Source organism: Candidatus Zymogenaceae bacterium, assembly GCA_016931225.1.
Classification (GTDB): Bacteria; Desulfobacterota; Zymogenia; order Zymogenales; family Zymogenaceae; genus JAFGFE01.
Genome location: JAFGFE010000041.1, coordinates 19775 through 43089, shown reverse-complemented (window position 1 = coordinate 43089; position 23315 = coordinate 19775). Strand labels below are relative to the sequence as shown.

The following is a 23315-nucleotide window of genomic DNA, read 5'->3' as shown; positions in this document are numbered from 1 at the left end:
TCGCCGTGCTCCCGTTCGGGAACGTCACCTCGGCGTAATTGATCCCGCTGTAATACCTCAGCCCCTCACCGATGGTGTCGGTAATGATAACCCTCGGTATCGTCGCGTCAGGAAGCTCGTAGACAATATGATACGTTACCTCCGAGCCGACCGTCACGTTCCCGCCGGGAGGATCGATCAACGTCTTCGTGATGTTGTGGGCGGTGGCGATGGTGAGCGAATCCTGGGCGCTGTCAAAATAATCGTTATACGCAGGCGTTCCGCTGCCTTCCCGCTCCTCGCCGTTTGTGGTATCGAGACTTCTCCAGGTCACATTGGCGTCGTTCCAGAGGACCTCCGCAGGCTGTACGTCGTCGCCCACTGTTACCTGGTAGGACAACACAACCGCATTGGCGGGTCCCACCGCGATACTCGGTATACTCCACGAGAGGTCAGGAGCCAGGCTGTCGTCCGCGCCGGTTCCGGAGATCGATCCCGTAACGTACTCAAGTCCCGTCGGGATCACGTCCGTCACCTCAACATCGTACGCCGTGGAATTGCCGGTGTTCTCAAGGGTGATGGTATAGGTGATCACATCCCCGGCGTTTACGTCTATCCCGCCGGTGCCGTCATCCTTGGTGATGGTCAACAGCGACTCTACAAGATCGATGGTGTCGGTGGCGGTGTCCGTAAAAGAAGAGCCGGCGGCGTCGTATGATGTCCTCCCGGTGTTTGTCAGGGTGTCACCGTCGTCGCTTGTGGCGGTGTTGAGGACCATCGCATCAAAAAGTATATGGATATCGTCGGTGGGCCCGGTGAAACCCGAGAGGTTCCATCTAACGGTGTTCGTACCGGCGTTATAGCTGTCGAAGGTGACGGTGGGTTCCGTGTCCGTGCCAACATACGAGACACTCCACGAACCCGCGTATGTCATATCGGCGGGCAGGACATCCTCAACGATCACATTCGTGTATCCGGTCGTGCTGCCGTAATATGTGGTGACAATCTCGATGGGCACGATCTCGCCGATGGTGGCGGTTACGGGAATGATGTCCTTTGAAATATTGGAATACCCGGTATAGACCGTATCGACGGCGGACGCCGCCGTACAGGCCCCGCACTCTATCGTGACGGTGACGGTATTGTAAAGGTTCGCCTCCAGTGAGCCGGAATCGGGATACGCCCTCAGGGTGAAGTCGATATCGCCGTTGGCGTCCAGTGAAAGCCCGGTCCACTCAACGAATATGGGATTGCCCGCCCCGCCCGGCTGCGTGATGGTCGGCGTCGCCGTATAACCGGTATAGTCGGTAATGTTCGGGGCCATGATGGTGCCAAGGACGTAATCTGATCCCAACTCGTCGGTGATGATAACGGAATCGTCGGCCGTTCCTCCGCCGGTTTCGTCTATCTCGATGGTCCACTCGGCATATCCACCGGGGGGGACAGTCTGAAAATTGGGATCCTTGTCTATGGTCAGCGACGGAGCGGTGGCCGTGAGATCAACGGTTGCCGGAGCCATGACGATCGGCCCGGTGCCGCAATAGTCATCGTAGGTGACCACCACACTGTTGGAACCGGTCTTGTCTATGCCGCAGGTGCCGGGACTGCTGACCAGATCGTAGGTGATGGTGATGGTCTCGTTCTGTAAAATTTCGCCGCCGAAATAGTCCTCGTCCCAAGTCAGGGTAACGGGGCCGTCCGATCCCGCGTTGATGGGCTCATCTATTCCGGATGTGTTGGTCAGCGGCCCGCGCAGGTCGCTGACGATAGAAGTATTGCCGTCAACATGTGAATACCCGGCTGGAAGCGTACTGTCAATTTGGGGATGGTATGCGGAAGTGGCCCCATTGGTAAATACTATTTCGATTCCCGCCCCGCATGTGGTGACAATGCCGCTCGCCGAAACATTGCGGGAAACATCCGGTTGGGTTACCAGTCCCGCGTTCGCCGAATCGCTCTCCCCGGAGCAGCAGCCCCAGTCCACCCCCGCCACGTTGTCCAGCGGGACGTCACACCCGCCGGCAATAATGGTCGCCGTGAGCGTATAGGTGAACGAATCGCCGGGATTCATATCGACCACTTCCCAGGAATAGGGATCGACCACGCTGACCGGAGTGAGGGCGGGACTTGCAACCGGGGTAATACTGAAAAACGTGGTGTTGTCTGGGAGATCATCGGTCATCACCACGTCATACGCGGTCATGTTCCCGGTGTTTTCCAGCACGATCGTCCAGGATACCGAATCACCCGGCTCACCGTATACCGGGTCCGGGGATTTGGTCACTTCGATCTCGGGATTCCCCTCCTGGGAGCTCAGTGAGTTTGTGGCGACGGTCTTTGCGTCGCCGCAGACGGTTTCATACTCCAGGTTCAGTAACATGGTGCTGCCGTCGACATAATCGACGCAGCCGGTGGTGGAAAGCTCGTAGTCGAAGGTGATGGTATATTCCGCCCCCGGGCTCATGCCGGCGTCTCCCGGCTGGTTCCAGAACTCCCAGGTCAGGGTGCGGGTGCCGGCGTTGTAGCTGAAGCTCGCGGGGTTTTCGCAGCAATTGACGCCGACGCCGCAGTCGGTGTCGCAGTCTATCGTGTAGGAACCCGGAATATATTCAAGCCCGTCGGGAAGCTGTTCGGTCACCACCAGGCTGTAGGCGTTTGACTCCCCGATGTTTTGGAACTTGATGGTGCCGGTGCTCACGTTGTTTTTACACAGGTCAACATCGGTGCTGGAGTGCTGGGTGATGGTCACCTTTGTGGTGAGCTCCTCTACATGTGAGTACACCGGAGCGGTGTCATCACAATAGCCCGTGGGACCACATCCCCAGAGCGCCATGACGCTGTTCGTGCGATTGTTGCAATCGACGATATACGCGGGCAACGTGATTTCCACCGTCTCACCCGGGGGGATTTTGCTGACGATCCACTCCAAGGTGGTCTCCCCCGGATTCGGGTAGTCGTTGGTCTGGGTAAAGAGCACCGATTCCCCCGCGGCAACGCCGGAGATCGTATAGGGATTTCCGGGGTCGTATTCCAGACCCTCGCCCAGCACGTCAACCACATCCACAGAAAAGGCGGGCCCGCTGCCCCGGTTTGTCACGTACAACACCCACTCCGGGGGAGTGATGCGATCGGTGACAAAGATAACCTCCGGGGTCTTCTTGATCAGGATGTCCCCTCCCCATGTTCGGCCGGCCTCGTATGACATGGCGTCTATCGACTCGACGCCGCAGGTGTCATAGTAAATTACCCGTGCTTCAACACGATTTTCGTCGTCACAGTTCTTCTGGAGGTAGAAGCTGAAGCTCCCGTCGCCCGAGCCGGTCAGATCGCCGATATCCCAAATGAGCCTCCCGGCAACAGAGGTGTCCAGGGCGCCGTAGTATCCATCCAGGATGCCGGTGTCGGCACTCGCCGGTATGGGGCCCACGTAATCTACATAATCGTAATTCGATCCGCCGGTGGTGGAAAAATCACCATCGAGATCCACCTCGATGCGCACCCCGTAGGAGGGATTAGTCTGGTTGAGATGGAAGGTGAAGAGGGATTCCTCGCACCGACGGATAACCGACGAACAGACGCCGCCCTGGTAATGGCAGAATGTGGACACAGCCAGGTTGGGGGGAAGATCCCGGGCCGTCACCCAGCAGCCCTCGTGAAACTCGTCGCTGGTAGTACATACGCTGTTGGGAAAGCCGGAAACGATAAAATCCGACCAATCGACGAAGTCACCGGGTACGCTGGGTGTGGCTCCGCCGGTAAAACAGATGGTATACTCGATCTCGAGCACATCGCCGGCGTCGGGTGTGCCGGGGAGAAAACTGAGGTCTATCGGAGACCCCAGGGTTATGTTTTGTGTTATCGGTGCACCGCTGTTCAGGGTGAATGTGGCCGGGCCGATTGTCTCATACGAGCCCGCGTTGTCGAAAAGCTGATTGTTGTCGCCGTTTTCGGTAAAGAAAATATCAGCCCAGGTGGATCCCGCTGTATCGATCGAGGCGTTGAACGTCAGGGTATTGGTGTAGGTAACACAGTCGCACAGGTCCTCGATCCCCGGATTGGCGACCTTTAATGAGGTAAACGGGGCTATCAGTTCATCGTCGCAATCGACGCCGAGGTTGAATGACGCGGCGGTCTCCGACGCATTACAGATAATGCAGTCTGTGTCGGCCAACTCCGCCGTCACACTGTTTGACACGACGGTACCGCAGATACACAAATCCGCCGAATACCCGTCACCGGCGGTACCGATCGCCATGTCGTATTCCAGGACGACCGGAAAGGCGCCCGTATATCCCACGGGGATATCCCAGGTGATCGTCCGGGAGGTATGATCTACATTTGCAATAACGGTTGCGGGCGTGACGAGATTAGAAATAATTCCGCCGGCGGGATAGGTGTCGACCACCGTTATGGGCGGGGTCTGCAGGGTGCCGCCGAAATCGCACAGGGGGCCGTCGTAACCCACGGTCACCCGGTAGGTGGCCGCACTGCCGTCCATATAGAGCGAGTCGCCGTCACCGTTCGGGTCAGTCTTCTCGATGGTTAAAAGATCGTCTCCCACCAGGTTCAGGTAATCATCGTCCGGTGTCACCGGGCAGGGTATTGGAGGGGCGCCGGGGATGTAACAGATGGGCACAACGTTTATCAGCTCAACATAATTTTCCACGCCGACGGTACAATCGGTTCCCAGGTAACTGGCGGTGAGATCGAAGGTGAAGACCTCCGGCACGCCTGGAGCGAATGAAACCACGGGCCAGGTAACGGTTTTCACTCCTGAGCTGTTATCGATTACTCCGGAACGATCCGCATTGCTGGCGGTGAAGCTTTCCGGAAACGTATCCTGGACCTGGGCGTCCACCGATGCGATGGCGTCAGCATCGAGGGTGACGGTAACGGTGTAGGTGTCTGTATCGCCCTCGGACAAGTTGTCGGGCCCTGTTTTCACCACGGTAAAGTAGGGCGCCGTCGGCGCGTCTCCCACCGCCAGCTCCTTCACCGGGGGATAGAAGGGCTCGCCGCAGTCGTCGTAAAAGTACGGCTCGAAGACCAGAGCCTCACAGTCGGCGGGAAAACAGCGGTTTTCCCATTCCATCTCGAAGAAGAACTCCACCGTACCATTGGGGGCGATGACGTAATCCAGGGCGGGATTGTTATTCTCCACCGAAATAGTATATACATATGCGTATATGGCGGGATCATACGTACCGCCGGGAGGACCAAAAGTCACGTTATACGCACCATCGGTGTCGTATACATTGAGGAGGATCAACTGTTCGGGAAAAGACGCCTCGAATGTGAGGTTTCTGATGTTCCCTGCGTCGGCCCCGGGATTCTCAACGATAACCCTGACGGTATAGGAGCCGCAGTAGGGAATATCCACGCTCGAAAGAACCGTCGCCCCCGCGGCGTCGTAAAAATCATACTGGAGGTTCGGAGTGTTGTAGAGGAGCTCCACGCTCCCCTCCACCTCTTCGGTCACCCGGGTACATGGGGCGGTGGCGCCGTCGCATCCGTCATACTCGGCGGTAAATATCGTGGCGATGTCCAAACACGCATCCACCGTTGCGGTGACGGTCCCATGCGCCGTCGAGAAATCGTATGTGGTGTATCCGTCGATATCGCCGATGGTCACCGGCCATACGATTCCGCTGGTGTCGGTAAGTCCCGCACCGAAGGACGCGTCCAGTTCCACGTTATTCAGGCGGCCCGGCCCGGTGTTGATGACCCTGATGTACCACTCGGCGGTGTCCCCCACCTCCCGCTCCTGAACCAGGGTGGACCCGCCGATGCCGTCGGTCAGTTCGATCACCAGGTTCGGCTCGGTAACCAGTATTGAGGGAGAATTGTCGCTGATTGACTGGGGGTTTAAGAGGGAGTCGGTATAGGTAACCGTTACATCAAGTGTGCCCCCGGTAGTGGCAAAACAGTTCGGGCCGATGGTGAGCGTCTCCGACCATGAGGCTCCGCCCGCCATGTCTCCGACGGTCCATACCACGTCCGGGAGGCCCGCAGTACTCGGCGAACCGGAGGCGGAATAATACTCATAATTCGCCGGCAGTGTGGCGGTTACCACGACATTTGTGATATCGTCAGTTGGTGTCGCCCCCGGATTGTTCACGGTGATGGTGAACGTACCCTCGCCGCAGACCTCGATTGAGGGCGGCGAAACCAGCCCCACATCCTGAGCGAGAACGAACGCCCCGACACACAGACATAAAAGAACCGTTATTACCCGAATATACCTGGCAACCATGACCATACCGCTCGAAGTTTTATGTTATTGAATATCTAACTCTATTTCCACCGTGAGTTTGTGTACCTCAAACACCGCCAGCTCAACCAGATGAGTCACGTTGCTTGTAACCGTCACCCGCTCGCGATCTTTCTTCCCCGGTCGGAATGAATCGGAAAACTCGCTGTCGGTGAGCAGGGAGACCACGTGGGCACCGGGGGAAATATTGTCGAAGGCAAAGTTCCCTCTTCGATCCGTCGTCGCGGTTTTCGTTCCGTCCAAAAGCACCACAACTCCCTCCGCCCCCGTTTCACCGCGATCGTACACTCCGTTATCATTAGAATCGACATACACTCGGCCGGATACCTTGCCTGTGGATTCTTTATTTTTCTCTTCCTGTTTTTTCTTCTCTTCCTCTTGTTTCTTCTTTTCCTCCAGCGCCTTCTTTTCCGCCTCCCTCAACGCAAGCATTTCCTCGGCGGTGGGCGGCGGCGGGGGCGGCGGGATGTATCCCAGGGAAAACTCCACCCGGGAGGTCCCCCCCCAGAAAACGGATACGATGATCGATGACTCCCCAATCAGGAAATAGTCGTCGGGAAGCTTTCTCTCGTCCAGGGCGACCAGGTGCTCACCCGGCTTGACTTCATCGAACAGGAACGAACCATCTTCTTCAGACGTCACCCGCTCTCCGTTTTCCATCACCAGGGTGACGCCCCCCAGACCGGTCTCGTCCGCGTTCTTCATCCCGTTTTCATTGGCGTCCACAAAGACGCTTCCCTTTATTTTTCCCTTTCTCTCCATCACGTCCCCGGAAAGTGAGATGTCCGCGGTGTCGGTATCCGAGAGCTTCACACCCCGACGATCCGTACCGGTAACGACCACCCTGTTGGTCATCAGGCCCCGTGAGGCGTTCCCCTTGACCGTCACGTGATACTTCAGCGTAATCGATTCCCCCGCGGCAAGCTCTCCCAGCCGCCACAGAAGCGTGGACGATCCCGTCGGATCGGAGAAAAACTTACCGTCCTTGATGGTGCTGCCGGAGACATATCCGACGCCCGTGGGCAGGGTGTCCCTGATCACGACATCCGAGACGGCCCCCCGTCCCGTGTTATCGATATGCAGGGTATAGATGACGACGCTACCGACCTTGACGCTGGTTGGCGTCGCCGATTTTCTCACCGAGAGATTCCCCGACTCCTCCTCAACCGGACCGTCGCCCACGATCAGGGTAACGGTGACGCCGTCGTCTATGCCGCCGCTCGCCTTCACATCCAGCTTGTATGTGCCCGCGGCGACGGACGCATCTGTCTTCACGACAAGCACGGTAGAGGGAGATTGAGACGTGATCACCGCCGTCGGCTCAAATGAGGCGCTCATCCCGGCGACAAGCCCCGAAACCGAGAGCTCCGCCTCGAAGTCGGCATTGGACCTGCCGGTGACGGTGTATCGGGCGGCGTCACCCGGGTCGATGGTATTGGTCGTCGGATCGGCGACGAGATGCCCCTCGGGCTCCTCTCCTTTGATAACCAGCGTCACCGTGTCGCTGCGTGTGCCCACCCCCTCGCTTTCGCCGACAATGGTCAGGGTATAGGTACCCGCGGGCGCGGTCTTCTCCGTGGTGATCCGGAGCTTCGTTTCGGTCTTATCACAACCGCAGTTTTTATCCGGTGCAACCGGGTTGTCGTCGAAGGACCCGTCGGTACCCGTGGGCAGCCCCCGAACCGAGAGGCTCACCGGGTCGTCAAAATCATCGAACGTGACCACAACAGCATAGAAGGTGCCGGTGCCGGCGTCGACGGTCCTCGAGGACGGGGACGCCTGAATGTCGAAGTCGCCCTGTTGCCCTCCCTCGATGACCAGCGTCACCGTGTCGGTGCGCCTGCCCACCTCATCGCTTTCACCGACGATGGTAAGGGTATAGGTACCCGCGGGCGCGGTTTTTTCCGTGCTGATGCGGAGCTTTGTCTCGGCGTTGCCGCAGCTTTCACATTGTCCGTTCGGCTCAACCGGATTCTTATCGAAGGACCAGTCGGCGCCGGCGGGAAGCCCCTCAACAGAGAGGCTCACCGGGCCGTCGAAATTGTGAAACTTGACCACAACGGTGTAGAAGGTGTTGTCGCCGGCGTCCACGGTCCGCCTGGGCGGCGCGGCGTGGATGTCGAAGTCACCCACCGCCACCATCGAGATCGACGGAGATCCGGCAATTCCCAGGTCGTGGGGAAGGCCGAAAACACCCAGCGCCGGGGCCGTCAGTATCAGAATCAGTGCTGTAATTTTAAGTGTGGTTTTCATTTTTATTCACCGCCGTTTAGAACTTGCCCGTCGCCTTGAAGTACCCGATATGTGCGTCGAAGTCATTGGAATGATCTTCACGGTCGTAATACTCCTGATATTCGTACCCCACCGACAGTTTGAGAAATTCCCAGGGCTCATACCCGACTTCCACAAAGCCGTCCATCTTGTGATTGTCCACTTCGCCGTGGGTGATAGCATATTTATAGCCGCCCACCAGCTCCCAGTCCTCGATAAAACGATATTTCCCCCCCGCAATGATGGTGTCGGTATCGGTGGTGATGGTGTCCAACGGGTAGGTCCTGATCCGGCTTCGGTCATGGGTATATTCCAGATAGAAGGCCACGATATCGCTCTCGGATGAATACTCAAGTATCACCGTTCCCTCATCCTCATATGTCTCATCCCGGGCGGGGCCGGAGATATCCTGAGTCATTTCCATCTCGTACAAGAGACTCAGGATGAGGTTGGGAGTAATATCCCAGATGATCTCCGCCTGGGTCAGGTAATCATATGTTTCGGTCCGGGGATCGGTCGTCATATCCTCGGAAAGACCCAGCTCGAACTTGAACCGGGATACTATCGTCGTCATGGGTCGGTATGTGATAATGGTGGAGACCACATGCTCCCGGTCGGTGACATACCCCGCAACATAGTCGTCCATTTGTGCGAACTTGTAATCGACTCCAATGGAGAAATTCTCTTTATCGTAGGCAAATCCAAAGTAGGTGGTGTCCTCCCGAAGCGTCAGTCCGCTCCGGTCCTCGCCGTCCGTCAGGAGTTCATCCTGCTCGAGATACAGACGAAAATCGGGGACCGGCTCCATATCCACCCTGGCGAGAATGTAATGTGTCCTGGTGTCATCCAGGGAATCGATGCGGTTTTGATAGTTTTCAAAAATATACACCGTTTCCAGGTGCACCGGGCCCGTCACGCCGGTTTCGCCCAGCATCCCCCGCGCCCCCAAAAGCGCCCGCCAGGTGCGATCGTCCAAGCTCTGGGGATTGGAGTCGTCCTCTTCCATGAGCATCTCAAATCCCGCGATATAGTGGAATTTCCCCGCGGGCGTGTAGGTGTAATTGATATACATGTCCCTGCTGGTGGTCGTGGGAAGCAGGGTATCGTGGGGAATGTTGTCCCGGGTTTCGGTATATCCGGCGGTGAGAGTATGATCCAGTATAAACTCATACTGGGCGCCCAGATTCCATGATTCCTCGTCGGTCCCCAGTCCGATCTCGATTTCCGGGTTCAAATCGTAATCCGCCGTGCCCGATTTGAACGTGAAGGGATTGTCGAACAATATCTCCTCCACCACGCTGTCCATCGAGAGGCTTGTGGTACCGAAGGTGAGAAAATCCCGCTCGACACGGTAGTAGTTTCCCCACAGTTGGAATCGGTCGTCGGGCCGCCAGAGCAGATTGGCCCGATAGGCGTAGCGCCTCAGGTCATCGGCGGAATTGGGCACCTCGCTGATTGCCATCTCGCCCTGAAGGAGAAATTCATCGTTGACATTGATATTCAGGTCTGTTCCGTATACCTGGAGCCTCTCATCCCACATGGTGGAAAGACTGGAACTATCCGGCATGTTGTTGAGGTAGGTCACTCCCAGCCGGACATATTCGTGGGGCTGAACCCACAGGCGTGAGCCGGAGATGTACCGGTTGTATCCGCCGTTTGGATCGTCGTAATCATATGTGGCGCGGATATACACCGGATTTCCCGCAAAATTCGTGGCGTCAACCCTGCGGGTGAAGGTGATCTCTCCGTCGTCGTAATCGATGCGGTAGTCAACACCCCGGCGCATCTTCTGGTCCTTGACGATGCGCGAGGGATTGTTCTTGTCCCTGACTCGGAGATAGATCGTCTCGCTCCCCTCAACGAGAGGGAAATTGGACAGGTAGTAGGGTCCGGATGAGCCGTCGGCGGCGATCTCCTCCTCGGCCTGTTCGCCTCGCACCGCGCCACCGACCAATTCAAGGCCGTACTTTTCGCCCTCAAGGTGAATGGTGCCGCCTCGAAATTCCGGTTCAAACCTGGTGAAGAGGGTGTCGGTGAAGACTCCCATATCATGGTCGCCCGCCGACAGATAATTTTTATCCCGCTGAATTTTTAGGTAGAATTCGAGGTTCGGCTCGTAGTTGTACGTTCTTTCCCGGTAGTGGAGATATCCCTCCACGTCGTAATAGTGATAGAGCACCCCGTCGGCAAGGATATCCACGGTGGTGGTGTTGGAGAAATAATCCGGGAGCCCCCGATCGCTTTCCTCAAAATCGACTTCGTTCCCCCCGATCGAGGAATAATTCACCCGAACGATCCCGAGTCCCATCAAAAATAGATCGGTTCCTGACTCTTCGTCTTCTATGAGGATGGAAAAGACGTTGACGGGGATAATAAAAAGAATACTGCATAAAAGCAGTAGAGACCTCAGAACGATGTTTTTTTTCAACACAATCTACCAGAACTAATATAGAAAACAGGAGTAACTCACATTGAGAATCAGCCAGACATGCAGCATCCGAATGAGCGAATCCTATTAAAATTTGATCATTGTCAGCCCGTGTTTTATGTCATGCCTGTTCATTCACCGCCATGTCCGCTCACCTCATGCCGGAGCAATTTTTTTAATTATCCCGAACACTTGAAACAATCCCGGCGATGAAGTATTTCTTTGTACAATGCACACATTCTTCGTAAAATATTTTAAATTTTTTCAGAAGAGAAGTCAACACAAAAAACCTTTAAATCTGTATTCAGATTATATTCAAATTTCTCAATATGATACTTAATTATCCATATTTTAATACACATAGACATATAATTTCTTACCATTAGCCGCCGAAGAATCACCGGAAACGTCCGTCTTGAGTGTGTGAATCCGGCGGCGGACGGAATGCTGGCAGTATCGGACGGCGAATCGCACTGTTTCTCTCTGTCATCTGTGTATGCCCCCCCGACATTACGAAGCGTACATCTTTTCTATGATGTCCTCATACATCTCACTGATCTTCTTGCGCTTGACCTTCATGGTGGGGGTCAGCTCGCCGTCCTCCTGGTCAAGGCGCTTGTCAAGTATGGTGAATTTTTTTATGGTTTCCACCTGGGCCAGATCATTATTCACCAGTTCCACCTCCCGATGGATAAGCGCATGTATCTCCGGATTCTTCGAAAGGTTGGCGTACGTGGTAAAGGGGATGCGCTTCTCCTGGGCGTATTTCGTCACATTTTCCTCGTCGATGAGGATGAGCGCCGTGAGATATTTCTTCCCCTCGCCGATGACGATGGCGTCGTTGATGTAGGGAGATGACTTGAGTTTGTTTTCGATAAACTGCGGGGCGACGTTCTTTCCGCCGGCGGTGATGAGAATATCCTTTTTTCGGTCGGTAATAATCAGGTATCCCTTATTGTCGATGACACCCACATCTCCGGTATGGAGCCAGCCGTTCTTCAGTGTTTCTTCCGTAGCGGCGGGATTCTTGAAATAGCCGAGAAACACGTTCCCGCCCTTCACCAGTATCTCACCGTCGTCGGCGATATCCAGCTCCACGCCGGGCAGCGGTTTTCCCACGGTGCCCAGCTTGATATCGCCCTCGTGGTGAATCGTGGCGGGACCGGAATCCTCTGTCTGACCGTATACCTCCCGTATGGGAACTCCGATGGCGTGAAAAAACTCCAACACCGCGGGAGAGATGGGAGCCGCGCCGGAAATTACCAGCCGCGCCCGATCCATTCCCAGTCTCTCTCGGAGTTTTCTGAACACGGTGAAATTGAAAAGTGCGTACAGGATCTTCATCGGAAGTGTGACACCCGAACGGGAAAACTTCTGCTGTACATACCGGTTCCCCACCATCAAAGCGACCGCGAACAGGACGCGCTTGAACCAGGTGGCGTCCTTCATCCTGAGCAGTACCGCGGAGTGGTATTTTTCCCAGATGCGGGGAACGCCGAAGATCACCGTGGGGGAGACCTCCCGCATGTTGTCCGTGACGGTGTCGAGGTTCTCGATGAAGTTGATGGTGTAACCGAAATGGATGCCGTTGAACACCGTCATGACCCGCTCGGCGATATGAGAGAGCGGCAGGTAGGACAATACCTCGTCGTTTTCATAGATACGGTTGGACTTTCCCAAAGAATCCACGGTCCACAGGATATTCCCGTGGGACAGCATCGCCCCCTTGGGCGGGCCGGTGGTGCCGGAGGTGTACACGATCAGGGCAGGGTCATCGGTTTTCATGGCGTTCAGGCGTCGGGAGAGGGCGTCCGAATGTTCCTGTATATATTCCCGCCCCATCTCCATGAAATCACCGAAGCTTATTACCTTTTCATCCTGAAAGCCGCGAAGCCCGGTCATATCGATGACGATGATTTTCTCGAGCCTCGGGAGCTCATCGACCACCTCCAGCGCCTTGTCGAGCTGCTCCTGGTCCTCAACGAAATAGAACCGGGCCTCGGAGTGATCCAGTATGTAGTGCACCTCGCTGGCGGCGTTTGTGGTGTAGATGGCGGTGGTAATGCCGGAGACGGACTGGATACCCAGGTCAATATACAGAAATTCCGGGCGGTTTTCGCAGATCAGGGCGACCCGCTCTCCCGGTTCGTGCCCCAGGGCCAGAAGCCCACCGGCCACCTCACGAACGTGCCGGGCGTACTCGTCCCAGCCGATCTCCCGCCAGATGCCGAATTCCTTCGTACGCATGGCAACCCTGCCGCCGTACTTTTCCGCCTGGGAAAAAAACAGATCCGGCACCGTATTGATGGTGTGTGCCGATTGTCGTGTCTGTGCCGTACTCACAAAAACACCTCGCTGTTTTCGAGATATCTTTTCAATGCCTATACTATGACATCATCGCACGCGGGCCAGTGACCGGTATCACTATCGCCATCTTTTTTTGCGCTTGTAGCGCTTTGGGCCTTCTTCGGAAACGTCTTTCCCCACCCCCAGGTAAAACTCCTTCACATCCTCGTTTTCAAGGAGGTTACGGGACACGTCGGAAAGGACGATCCTGCCTGTTTCCAGCACGTATCCGTAATCCGCCACGGATAACGCCATGTTTGCGTTCTGCTCCACCAAGAGGATGGTGATCCCCTCCTCGTTGATGGTCTTGATGATATCGAAAATCTCGTTGACCAGTATCGGAGCCAGCCCCAGGGACGGCTCATCCAGCATGAGAAGACGGGGGCGGGACATGAGACCCCGGGAGATGGCGAGCATCTGCTGCTCGCCGCCGGAGAGAGTTCCCGCAGTTTGCCGCGCCCGCTGGGAGAGTATTGGGAAATACCCGAGCACCCGCTCCAGATCCCGGGCCATCGCCTCCCTATCGTGCCGGGCGTACGCCCCGATCTTCAGGTTCTCCATCACCGTCAGCTCCGGGAAGATTTCCCTCCCTTCGGGAACGTAGGAGATGCCCAGTGGCGCCACTTTCACCGCCTTTTTGCGCTCAATGCGCTTTTCCTTAAAGGTAATCGTTCCCTTTTCCGGCTGATCGTCAAGGAGACCCGCCACCGTCTTGAGGAGCGTCGTCTTGCCCGCGCCGTTTGCCCCCAGTATCGTCACGATGCTCCCCTCTTTGACCTCCAGTGAAATCCCCTTCAGGGCGTTTATCTTTCCGTACAGGGTCTCGATGTTGGATACCGAAAGGAGCGGCTTCGCCTCCTTACGCCCGGCGACCTCCTTCGATCGAGGCGCGGTGATTCGCGGGCCGGCGTCGGCCGTTTGGCTATTTTGCTTCCCCAAATAGGCCGTCAGCACCTCGGGATGACCCTGTACGTGGGACGGGGTACCCCGGGCGATTTGTTTTCCGAAATTGATGGCCATGACCTCGTCGGAGATACCCATAACCAGGTTCATGTCGTGCTCCACCAGCACCACGGTAATCCCCAGCTCATCCCGGATATCACCGATCCAGATCATCAGGTCCTGGCGCTCCTCCAGGTTCATCCCCGCCGACGGCTCATCCAGAAGCAAGAGCTTCGGCTTGAGGGCCAGCGCCCGTCCCAGCTCCACCAGCTTCCTGGTGCCGTAGGGGAGGTTGACGACGAACTGATCGCGAGCGGACTGGATTTCCAGGAAATCGATGATTTCCTCGGCTACCTCCCGCTGGGCGATCTCTTCCCGGTTGGCCCATTTCCCGAACCGTAACATCGAGCGCAGCACACCGTGCTTCATATGGATATGGCGACCCAGGAGAATATTATCGAGGCTCGTCATGTGGGAAAAAAGCTCGATATTCTGAAACGTCCGCGCCACGCCGACTCGGGCAATATAATCGGGTCTTTTTTTCGAGATGTCCAGACCGGCAAACTCGATTTTTCCCGAATCCTGTCGGTATCTGCCGCTGATGCAGTTGAAAATGGTGGTCTTGCCCGCGCCGTTAGGGCCGATGATGGAAAATATCTGACCTTCCTCGACGTCGAAGGAGACATCATCGAGGGCCGCAAGCCCGCCGAAAAATATCGAAAGGTTGGAAACCGAAAGAAGTGCCATATGCCGCCCGCATACCTGTAATCATGCACGCCCGGCTTTCGTCGGCCGTACTGTCTTTCTTCAAGAAACCGGATTCCACCGGTTTTTTCCCCTCACCTCACACGTTCGGGACGGGGCGTTTCGCCCCGTCCCATATGTTGTTCTGTGATTCTATTCCCTGGGGTATATCCAATCTGTGATCTTGACCAGCTCGCCCGTCTCGGCGTCGGCCCGCATCAGATAGAAGGTAGTCTGTCCCCGATGGTCGTCGTCGGTATAGGTGACGTCATGGATAAACATACCGGTGACGTTCTCGAAGGAATCCAGGGCCTCTATGAGGCCCTCCCTCGTCAGCGGTTCCTCCGCACGCTTGAGGGCCTCGACCAGGTACTCGGCGAAATAAAATCCTGCAATGGTAAAAGTCCCCGGAGCCGTATCGGCCTCACCCTCGGCGTATTTTTCCAGCTGTTCCCGATACCAGACGGACGCCTCGGAATCATCCTGTGGGTTGGGGGCGAAATTTGCCACTATGGCGCCGTCCCACGCCTCACCCAAGAGACTGATCATCACCGGGTCGGAAATGGCGCTGGTGCCGAGCCACTGGGGCAGGTATCCCAGGGCGGCACAGCTTCCCACAAACAGGGCGCAGTGCTTGGCGGTGCCGTAGAGCACCACCGCCTCGGCTTCGGACTCCATCATCGTTAGAGCGTGGTTTGAAAAGTCGGTGTCGGACACCTCATAGGGAACCGCCGCCACAACTTCCAGTCCCAGGTCCGCCAGTGCCTCCTCCGCGCCGGCCTTGCCGTCGCCGCCGAACTCGTCGTTCTGGTAAAACACGCCGATCTTCTCGATGCCCAGCTCCTCCACGGCGTAGTAAGTCAGCGCCTGGGAGCCGAGATAATACTGGGGATAACCCACGAAGACATTATCGAGGGGCGGCTCGGAGATGCCCCGATGACCGGCGATGACGCCCATCCAGGGCACGTCGCTCTCATCCAGATATTCCTTGACCGCCTCGGCGTTGGCCGCGCCCAGAACGCCCACGATACAGAACACTTCCTCTTCCTCCACCAGCCGCTTGACGTTGGCCAGGGCGTTTGGCGGGTAGTAGCCGTCATCCAGGATGATCAGCTCTAGCTTCCTGCCGTTTATCCCCCCGGCGTCGTTCAGTGCCTGAAAGTAGGTCCACATAGCCCGCTGGACCGCGCCCCAAGCGTTGGCCGGACCGGTCTGAGGGCCGGTGGTGCCGATGAGGATGGTATCCTCGGTCACGCCGGGAACCTCCTGGGCCGATGCCACCGCACAGAACAGGCCGATGACCAGCGCACATACAAAAATGATTTTGATTGCTCTCATTGTTCCCTCCTCATGTTTTTATGAGGTTAAAAAATGGTTATGATGAGTATCGATGATCGCGGCAGTCTACTTCAGAGTTACATGCGATTTTAAATGACATCCCTCACACCTTCTTTTCGTAATGCCGGGCCAGAAGCCCGCTGGGGCGTATCGCCAGAACGAGGACGATCACCAGAAAGGCAAACGGCGTCTTCAAATCCATGGAGACGTAGCGGCCGAAGAGGTTTTCCGACACCCCCAGTATCCACCCTCCCACGATGGCGCCGGGGAGGCTCGTGAGTCCCCCCAGGGTGGCGGCGGCGAAGGCCTTTAAGAACGGATAGAGCATCATGCTGTTGTTGAGAAAGAACTTGGACGCCGTCAGAATCCCCGCCAACGCCCCGAGCATGGAGCTGATCCCCCAGGTGAGGGCAAAGACCCGGTTTGTGTTGATGGCCATCAGCCGGGCGGCGTCCACGTTTTGTGACGTGGCCCGCATGGCGACGCCCACCCGGGCGTAGCGGAAGAACAGAAACATGATGACGATAATGATGACGGTAATGGCGAAGATGATCACGTCGAGCTGGTTGAGGGGGACGTTGCCCAGCTTGTATATTTTAAAATGGGAAAGCGGCTCCGGCATGCGGTGATCCTGGGTGCCGAAGATCGGGATGGCGGCGCCGTCCAGCATCAGCCACCAGCCGATGGTGATGACGATGAGACCCAGCATATTCGGCTCCTCCGCCGCGCGGATGGTCAACTCGATGATCATGCCCAGCACGAACGCCGCGATGAAGCTGACAATAAGCACGCACGCAAAGATGGCCGAGACGATGAATCCCTCCCCCATCCACGAGAGAAACGGGACCGTCGATATCGTCCCATGAACGATTTCGGTCAGGGGAGCCATGAATTTCTCCATCAGCCGATAGCTCACAAAGGCGATGACCATCCCCATGTTGCCGTGGGCGAAATTGAGGACCTCGGACGTCTTGTAGATCATCACGATCCCCAGGGCGATCAGCCCGTAGAGGCTGCCCGTGGCCAGCCCCTGGAGCACGATAAACAGTATCTTTTCAAATTCGCTCATATATCCCTATCCAAACGGTCCCGTTAAAACGGCCACATCTTCCAGTAGATTTTTATCTTTATCCATCGTCCCCGAAGTCCCAGGGGCTCGAAGACGATGATGAGAACCATGATGGCGCCGGTGATGACCGAATTGAGCCAGCCCAACTCCGCAAGAAGCTGGGGCAGCATGGTAAAGAGTATCGCCCCCAGGATGGAACCGAGTATCGATCCCAGCCCCCCCACCACCACCATAGCCAGCATATAGATGGACTGGATAAGGTTGTACTGCACCGGGGCGATGAAGGTGATCATATGGGCCTGAAGTGCGCCGGCCACCCCCACAAAAAAAGCGGAAACGGCGAAGGCCAGGGTCTTGTAGTAGGTCAGGTTGACGCCCATGCTCTCCGCGGCGATGTCGCTGTCCCGGATGGCGATGAAGGCCCGGCCGATGCGGGAGCGCACCAGGTTGATCGCCAAGAACGTCATGATCACGGTGACGATCATGATGAGAAAATATATCTGCTGCTCTTCTCCCAGGGCGAATGACCCGACAACCAGGTCGCCCTTGAGGGTGTGCCCGAATACCCGAAACGGCGGCGTCTCCAGCCCCATGCGGCCCCCGGTCACCTTCTCCATCAAACCCAGGATCTGCTCGACGGATATCCCAAACCCCAGGGTGGCGATGGCCAGATACGGCCCCTCCATCCTCAGGGCGGGAAGCCCCAGGATGAATCCAAACAGGGCCGACACCAATCCCGCCAGCGGCAGGGCCACAAGGAACGGGAATCCGAGCTTGAGCATCAGCAACACCGACGTGTACGCCCCGATGGCGAGGAATCCCGCATGTCCCAGGGATACCTGACCGGTATAGCCCACCAGCAGGTTCAGGCCGATAGCGACGATGATGTTGATTAAGAGGAGACTTGCGATGTAGATGTAGTACGTTTTTGCAAACAGCGGGAAGGCAATGAGGAGGGCCAAGAGGACGACGCTCCAAAACAGAACGACGCCGCTCTCGAACAGCTTGATATCTTCGAAATACGATCGCTTGAGATCCATAAGGCTCCTGTGCGGATTGTTCCGTTAAAAGGCGCGGTATGGTCAGCGTGATCGTGAGTAGGAAAGGGTGTGTTAAGTATTTCCCGTGTGAAAGAGAAAGCGGATACGCGATTGATATGAATATATTGAGTGTTATATAACAAAGCCTTACTGAGATTTCAAGCTTTTCTTTACACAAACTTCATAAAAATGTTCATAAGGGTTTTTTTTTAATTTTGAAGGAGGTACGTACCAAATCTGTGCGGCCTGCACCCGATCTGTGCTATTTTCTCGCCTCCACGAAGAGAAAAAGATGGCCGAACGCGATGCCGTTGACCGCCTGTTTCGATTCCGAATAGCCGGAGTAATCCCCTTCGAACCAGGGATCCCGACTGCCGGTAAAAAAGAGGGCCCCGGCCGCATCGCGGTGCTTCGTATCGCCGCCCAATGCGTACGCATACGCCATGACGTCCGCACCCAGAAGGAGCCAGTTATTTATAGAGGGGACGTTGTTGCCGCTGGACCATTCATCGGCGGGATCGCCGGTGCGGCCGTCCAGCCACCACTCGTAGGGATACGCCGCCCGGGATGTGCCGTCCAGAGGTACAAGCTCCAGAAGCGCATAATCGACAAGCCAGTCGGCATAGGCGAGATACGCCGTGCGCCCCCCGGCGGTGTCGGCAAGACTGAACTCCCGGTGCATCTCCAGGTAATCCGCCAGGGCTGAAAGGTACATGTTCAACTGCCACGGCTTCACATAGAGGTCACCCCCCGTCTCCCCGTGGATATAGGGCTGGGCCCCGGGATCGGCCCAGGTCACCACCGTCCGGGCAAGCCCGAGGTATCGATCATCTCCCGTGGCCCGGTACGCCTGGGTCAGGATTGAAAGGCAGTTGGCGGCGGGACGGCAGCCGGAATCGTACATCCCGTCCGGCAGCGCGTAGCCCTCTCCGCTGCATACGGCACCGGTGATGAGATGACAGACGTTGGCGTCGTTCTCCACCCGATAGGCGACGCAGTCGGCCAGCTCCATCGCGGATTCATACGCCTTTTCATACCCGGTCAGATAATAGAGAAGCAGCATCCCCTTCATGCCGTATGCGGTGTCCGGATGGTTGCCGCCGCCGTTTCTGTGGGGATTGGTAAAACCGTCCTCGTCGTGATGGCTGTGTCCGAAGGCGATGCCGTCGCTCCAGTGCCGGGGGGTGTGGAGGGTGTGGAGGATGTCGATATCGGCGACGTGCCGATCGAGCGCTCGGGCGAGCTCGAACCAGCGTACATCTCCCCGACGCAGGTACTGGAGCCACAGGCCGTAGTCGTTGTCGTACTTTCCGTTGAGGGGGGCCGCCTCGTATCCCTCGTAGTCGATGGGCCAATCGCCGAAATCATATATCCCGAAAAAGTCGGTGCCGGATATCGCGTCGAAGAGGGTGTCGAACAACTCCTCCATGCCAACCTTTTCCGGCGACGGAGAAAGCTGGTAGTCCAGGTACGTCTCGTAATCGGGGTATCGGCCCCTGTCCGGCAGGGCCGTCGGGCCGAAGGCTTTGCTTTTTACATACCACGAGGGCGCCGCCGCGGCGAAGAGGGGGGCACACAATGCGTCGCCCGAGGGGGGCGATGTCCCTTTCGGGACAAAGGCCAGCGCCACCTCGTGGGTCTTGTGCTCGCCGGGCCTCAGGGTGTGGAGGTATGCGCCCCCCCGGCCGCCCCCGTACCCTTCGGCGTATTCATCGGGAAAGAGCCCAATCTCCACCGTCCCGTCGGGAAAGGCCCGAATCGCCTTTGGGAAGCTCTGCCAGAAGTCCGCGATTCCTGCGGTCAGCGATCCTTTATCCCCCGAAATGGAGACCCACCCCCCGGAGTGGTCCCCGGCGGCGATGGTCCCACCGCCCTCCGTGACGATGTATCCCCGAAAGCCCACGTATGCCTGCATTCGGGGACGGGTATCGAGGGAGTTTCCGTCCCAGTCGGTGAACGTGATGTAGTGATCCCACTCATCCGTGCCGCTGGAATCCTGATAGAGCACCAGCTCATCCGTCAGCGGCCCGGTCATGGGTGCCTCCCCCCCTCCCGCCGGGGCGGCCCAGGGTGCCGGATTCGGGTCGTCTCCGGCGACGAGATACGTGAGGCCCTTCCCCACATCGCCCGTCGTCACCAGGGAGAAGTCGGCAAACGTCACCGATCCCGAAGAACCGATATCGTAGCAGTCGATCTGGCCGTATTCGACCAGCGGCGAGGGGGTGTTGTTCTCGATCGTCACAAAGAGCCGTGCCGTGGTTGTGCCCGCATAAAACCACCACCGGGCGGTGAAATCCACGGAACCCTCCCCGGCGTCGGGGAAGCTCCCGGAGACGTGTATTGACACCCGTAGGGGACCGGACATAACGGTATCAACAGTCACCGGCCCGTCGGGATAACGCCGGACGCCATTTCCGTCCGCCAGGACCGGGCGCACCGGAGAGGCGATACCGGGGCCGCTCACCGAGCCGTCTTCACGGCTGACGATAAACGTACCCGCCCCGGTGTCGATCGTCACGGTATTCCCGGCGTCGGTCACCGTCACAGCATGTGCGGGCGCAGGCGGCGCTTCACCGGTCGTCAGGCGATACGACGATATCCCGTGGGTCGGTACGTCCGCCTGAAAATCCAATAACAGCCAGCGTATGGGGCGATTTGGATCGTCGGGACCGCCGCCCCACCGGGCCAGGGGTACGGCCTGCAGAGGCAGAGGCATACCGTCGGGACCCAGGAGCACCACATCGCCCGCGTCCATCAGCCCGATAGATTCGGGAATCGGCACCCCGGAGGTGACCGGCTCCCCCGCCCGGGGGACGGAAAGAGTGTTTTTCACCCGCAGCGTTACGTCCAGGTCCGCGGCCCGGGCATCCAAGCCGATTGCGACCGTGACCGTCAGGCAGAAAAAGACCGAGGAAATCACGATCCCGTTCTTGCGGACACGTTTCATCACACCCATGACGTCCTCCCGAATCTGTATCGACGATATGGTTCGGGCCGCACCGATTGCGGCCGGGTTACATTTCACGGAATCCGACGGGGTGTAGGGGGGGGCGTGTATGAAGCGCCTCGATGAGTCCCCCGTCACCTCACCGCTTGATCCTCCCGGTGGCGTCTCCTGAATAGAGGTTTATCACCTCGTCGAGGGTCGAGAGATTCATATCTCCCTCGACGGAGTGGGCCAGGCACGATGCCGCGACGGCGAATTCCAGGGCTTCTTTCGGACCATCCAGGTGACAGAGCCCGTAGATGAGGCCCGCGGCGAAGCTGTCTCCCCCGCCCACCCGATCGACGATATGGGTGATGTCGTATTTCCGGGAAAAATGAACCTCAGACCCGTCACTGATCAGCGCCCCCCACCGGTTTGCCGAGGCGGAGATGCTCTCCCTCAGCGTGATCGCCAGAATCTTGATGTCCGGATATGCGGCGAACATCTTTTTCGAAAGTTTCTCGTAGTGTGCTGCGTCGATCTCCCCGCCGGTGGGGTCGATGTCCGTGCCGACGCCCAGGGATTTCTGGCAATCCTCCTCGTTGGCGACCACCACGTCGACATACCGCACCAGCTCTCCCATCACCTCCGGGGCACTCTTCCCCCACTTCCAGAGCTTTGAGCGGTAGTTGAGATCCATGGAGACGATCAAACCCAGCTTTCGGGCGGTCGCAAGGGCCGTCTTCGTCTCCCGGGCCGCCCCTTCCGAGAGGGCCGGCGTGATGCCGGTGACGTGAAACCACCCGCAGCCGGACAGCACCGCCTCCCAGTCTATCATGCCGGGGGCGACTTCGGCGATGGCGGAGCCGGTGCGGTCGTAGATCACCTTGGACGGCCGCTGGTTGGCGCCCCGCTCCAGGAAATATATCCCCATCCGGGATCCCGGAGTTATCGTCACATGGTCCATATCGACCCCCAGGCCCCTGAGAACCCGAATCGCGCCCCTTCCGATGTCGTTGTCCGGAAGGACCGAGAGAAATCTCGCCCTCATCCCCAGGAGCGCCAGGCTCGACAGGACATTCGCCTCCCCCCCGCCGAAGGTGGCCGACAACACGGGAGACTGAAAAAACCGCTCGAAGTTTGGGGCGGCGAGCCTCAGCATGATCTCGCCGAAGGCGGCCACCGGTTTTTGCGCGGCGCTTGATACATCCAATTTTTTCATCGGTATCGATTCCCCTTGTCGGACGCGGATTACGCCGCGCCTCTGATCTTCTTGATAATATCTATCGTCGTATGCACGTTCTTTCGTATCCCGTCGAAGTCCCCCTGCTGTATCAATTCCTTCGTCAGCAGCTTCGAGCCGATCCCCACGCAGCACACCCCGGCGGAAAACCATGCCGTAAGTGATTCTTCGGTGGGGTCAACCCCGCCGGTGGGCATAAGCTCCGTCCAGGGCATGGGGCCCCGCACCGCCTTTACGAATCCGGGTCCCCCCACGAGATCGCCGGGAAATATCTTGCATATCTCAACACCCAACTGGTGCGCACGGGCGATCTCCGTGGCGCTGCCGCAGCCGGGGCTGTAGGGCACCTTGCGGGCGTTGCACACAAACGCCGTCTCCTCGTCCAGCACCGGCCCCACCACAAAGTTCGCGCCCGCGTTGATATACTGGGCCGACGTGGGGGCGTCCACCACCGATCCCACACCCAGGATGACTTCGGGAATCCTCTCCCGGCAGTATTCCTCCAGCTTCTCGAACACCGACACGGCCCCGTCCCCCCGGTTTGTGAATTCCAGCGTCACCGCCCCTCCCCGGGCGCACGCATCGACGATCTTCACCGCCGTATCCACATTCGAGTGGTAAAACACCGGCACCAGTCCGGTATCTTTCATGGCCGTGAGGGTGTGAAGGCGACTGAATCTCGCCATGCAGACCTCCGTACTGTTTTTGTTTTTTCATT

Annotated in this window: 11 protein-coding genes; all 11 read right to left on the bottom strand. The window is 57.6% G+C overall.

Features of this window, described 5'->3' with window-relative positions:
* Positions 1 to 6232 (bottom strand): DUF11 domain-containing protein (locus tag JW885_16415; GenBank protein ID MBN1883748.1); only part of this gene is annotated, 6232 nt, incomplete at its 3' end.
* Positions 6233 to 6256: 24 nt separating this feature from the next.
* A complete protein-coding gene (locus tag JW885_16410; GenBank protein MBN1883747.1) occupies positions 6257 to 8503 on the bottom strand; it encodes a DUF11 domain-containing protein in 2247 nt (748 codons plus the stop codon).
* Positions 8504 to 8519: 16 nt separating this feature from the next.
* Positions 8520 to 10949, bottom strand: coding sequence for a hypothetical protein (locus tag JW885_16405; GenBank protein MBN1883746.1), 2430 nt, complete (start codon positions 10947 to 10949; stop codon positions 8520 to 8522).
* Between the two features lie 510 nt (positions 10950 to 11459).
* Positions 11460 to 13196, bottom strand: coding sequence for an AMP-binding protein (locus tag JW885_16400; protein ID MBN1883745.1), 1737 nt, complete (start codon positions 13194 to 13196; stop codon positions 11460 to 11462).
* A 177-nt stretch (positions 13197 to 13373) separates the two neighbouring features.
* On the bottom strand, positions 13374 to 14984 hold the full coding sequence (locus JW885_16395; GenBank protein MBN1883744.1) for an ATP-binding cassette domain-containing protein: 1611 nt from the start codon (positions 14982 to 14984) through the stop codon (positions 13374 to 13376).
* A 150-nt stretch (positions 14985 to 15134) separates the two neighbouring features.
* The gene (locus JW885_16390) at positions 15135 to 16319 is read right to left on the bottom strand and encodes an ABC transporter substrate-binding protein (protein MBN1883743.1); all 1185 of its coding nucleotides are present in this window, start codon (positions 16317 to 16319) and stop codon (positions 15135 to 15137) included.
* Between the two features lie 103 nt (positions 16320 to 16422).
* Positions 16423 to 17388 carry a branched-chain amino acid ABC transporter permease gene (locus JW885_16385; protein MBN1883742.1) on the bottom strand — a complete coding sequence of 322 codons (966 nt, stop codon included), beginning with the start codon at positions 17386 to 17388 and terminating at the stop codon, positions 16423 to 16425.
* A gap of 23 nt (positions 17389 to 17411) precedes the next feature.
* On the bottom strand, positions 17412 to 18428 hold the full coding sequence (locus JW885_16380; GenBank protein MBN1883741.1) for a branched-chain amino acid ABC transporter permease: 1017 nt from the start codon (positions 18426 to 18428) through the stop codon (positions 17412 to 17414).
* 262 nt (positions 18429 to 18690) lie between these two features.
* Positions 18691 to 21384, bottom strand: a complete 2694-nt coding sequence (locus JW885_16375) for a hypothetical protein (protein MBN1883740.1) — start codon at positions 21382 to 21384, stop codon at positions 18691 to 18693.
* Positions 21385 to 21514: 130 nt separating this feature from the next.
* On the bottom strand, positions 21515 to 22576 hold the full coding sequence (locus tag JW885_16370) for a sugar kinase (GenBank protein MBN1883739.1): 1062 nt from the start codon (positions 22574 to 22576) through the stop codon (positions 21515 to 21517).
* Positions 22577 to 22605: 29 nt separating this feature from the next.
* On the bottom strand, positions 22606 to 23283 hold the full coding sequence (locus tag JW885_16365) for a bifunctional 4-hydroxy-2-oxoglutarate aldolase/2-dehydro-3-deoxy-phosphogluconate aldolase (GenBank protein MBN1883738.1): 678 nt from the start codon (positions 23281 to 23283) through the stop codon (positions 22606 to 22608).
* Between the last annotated feature and the right edge of the window lie 32 nt (positions 23284 to 23315).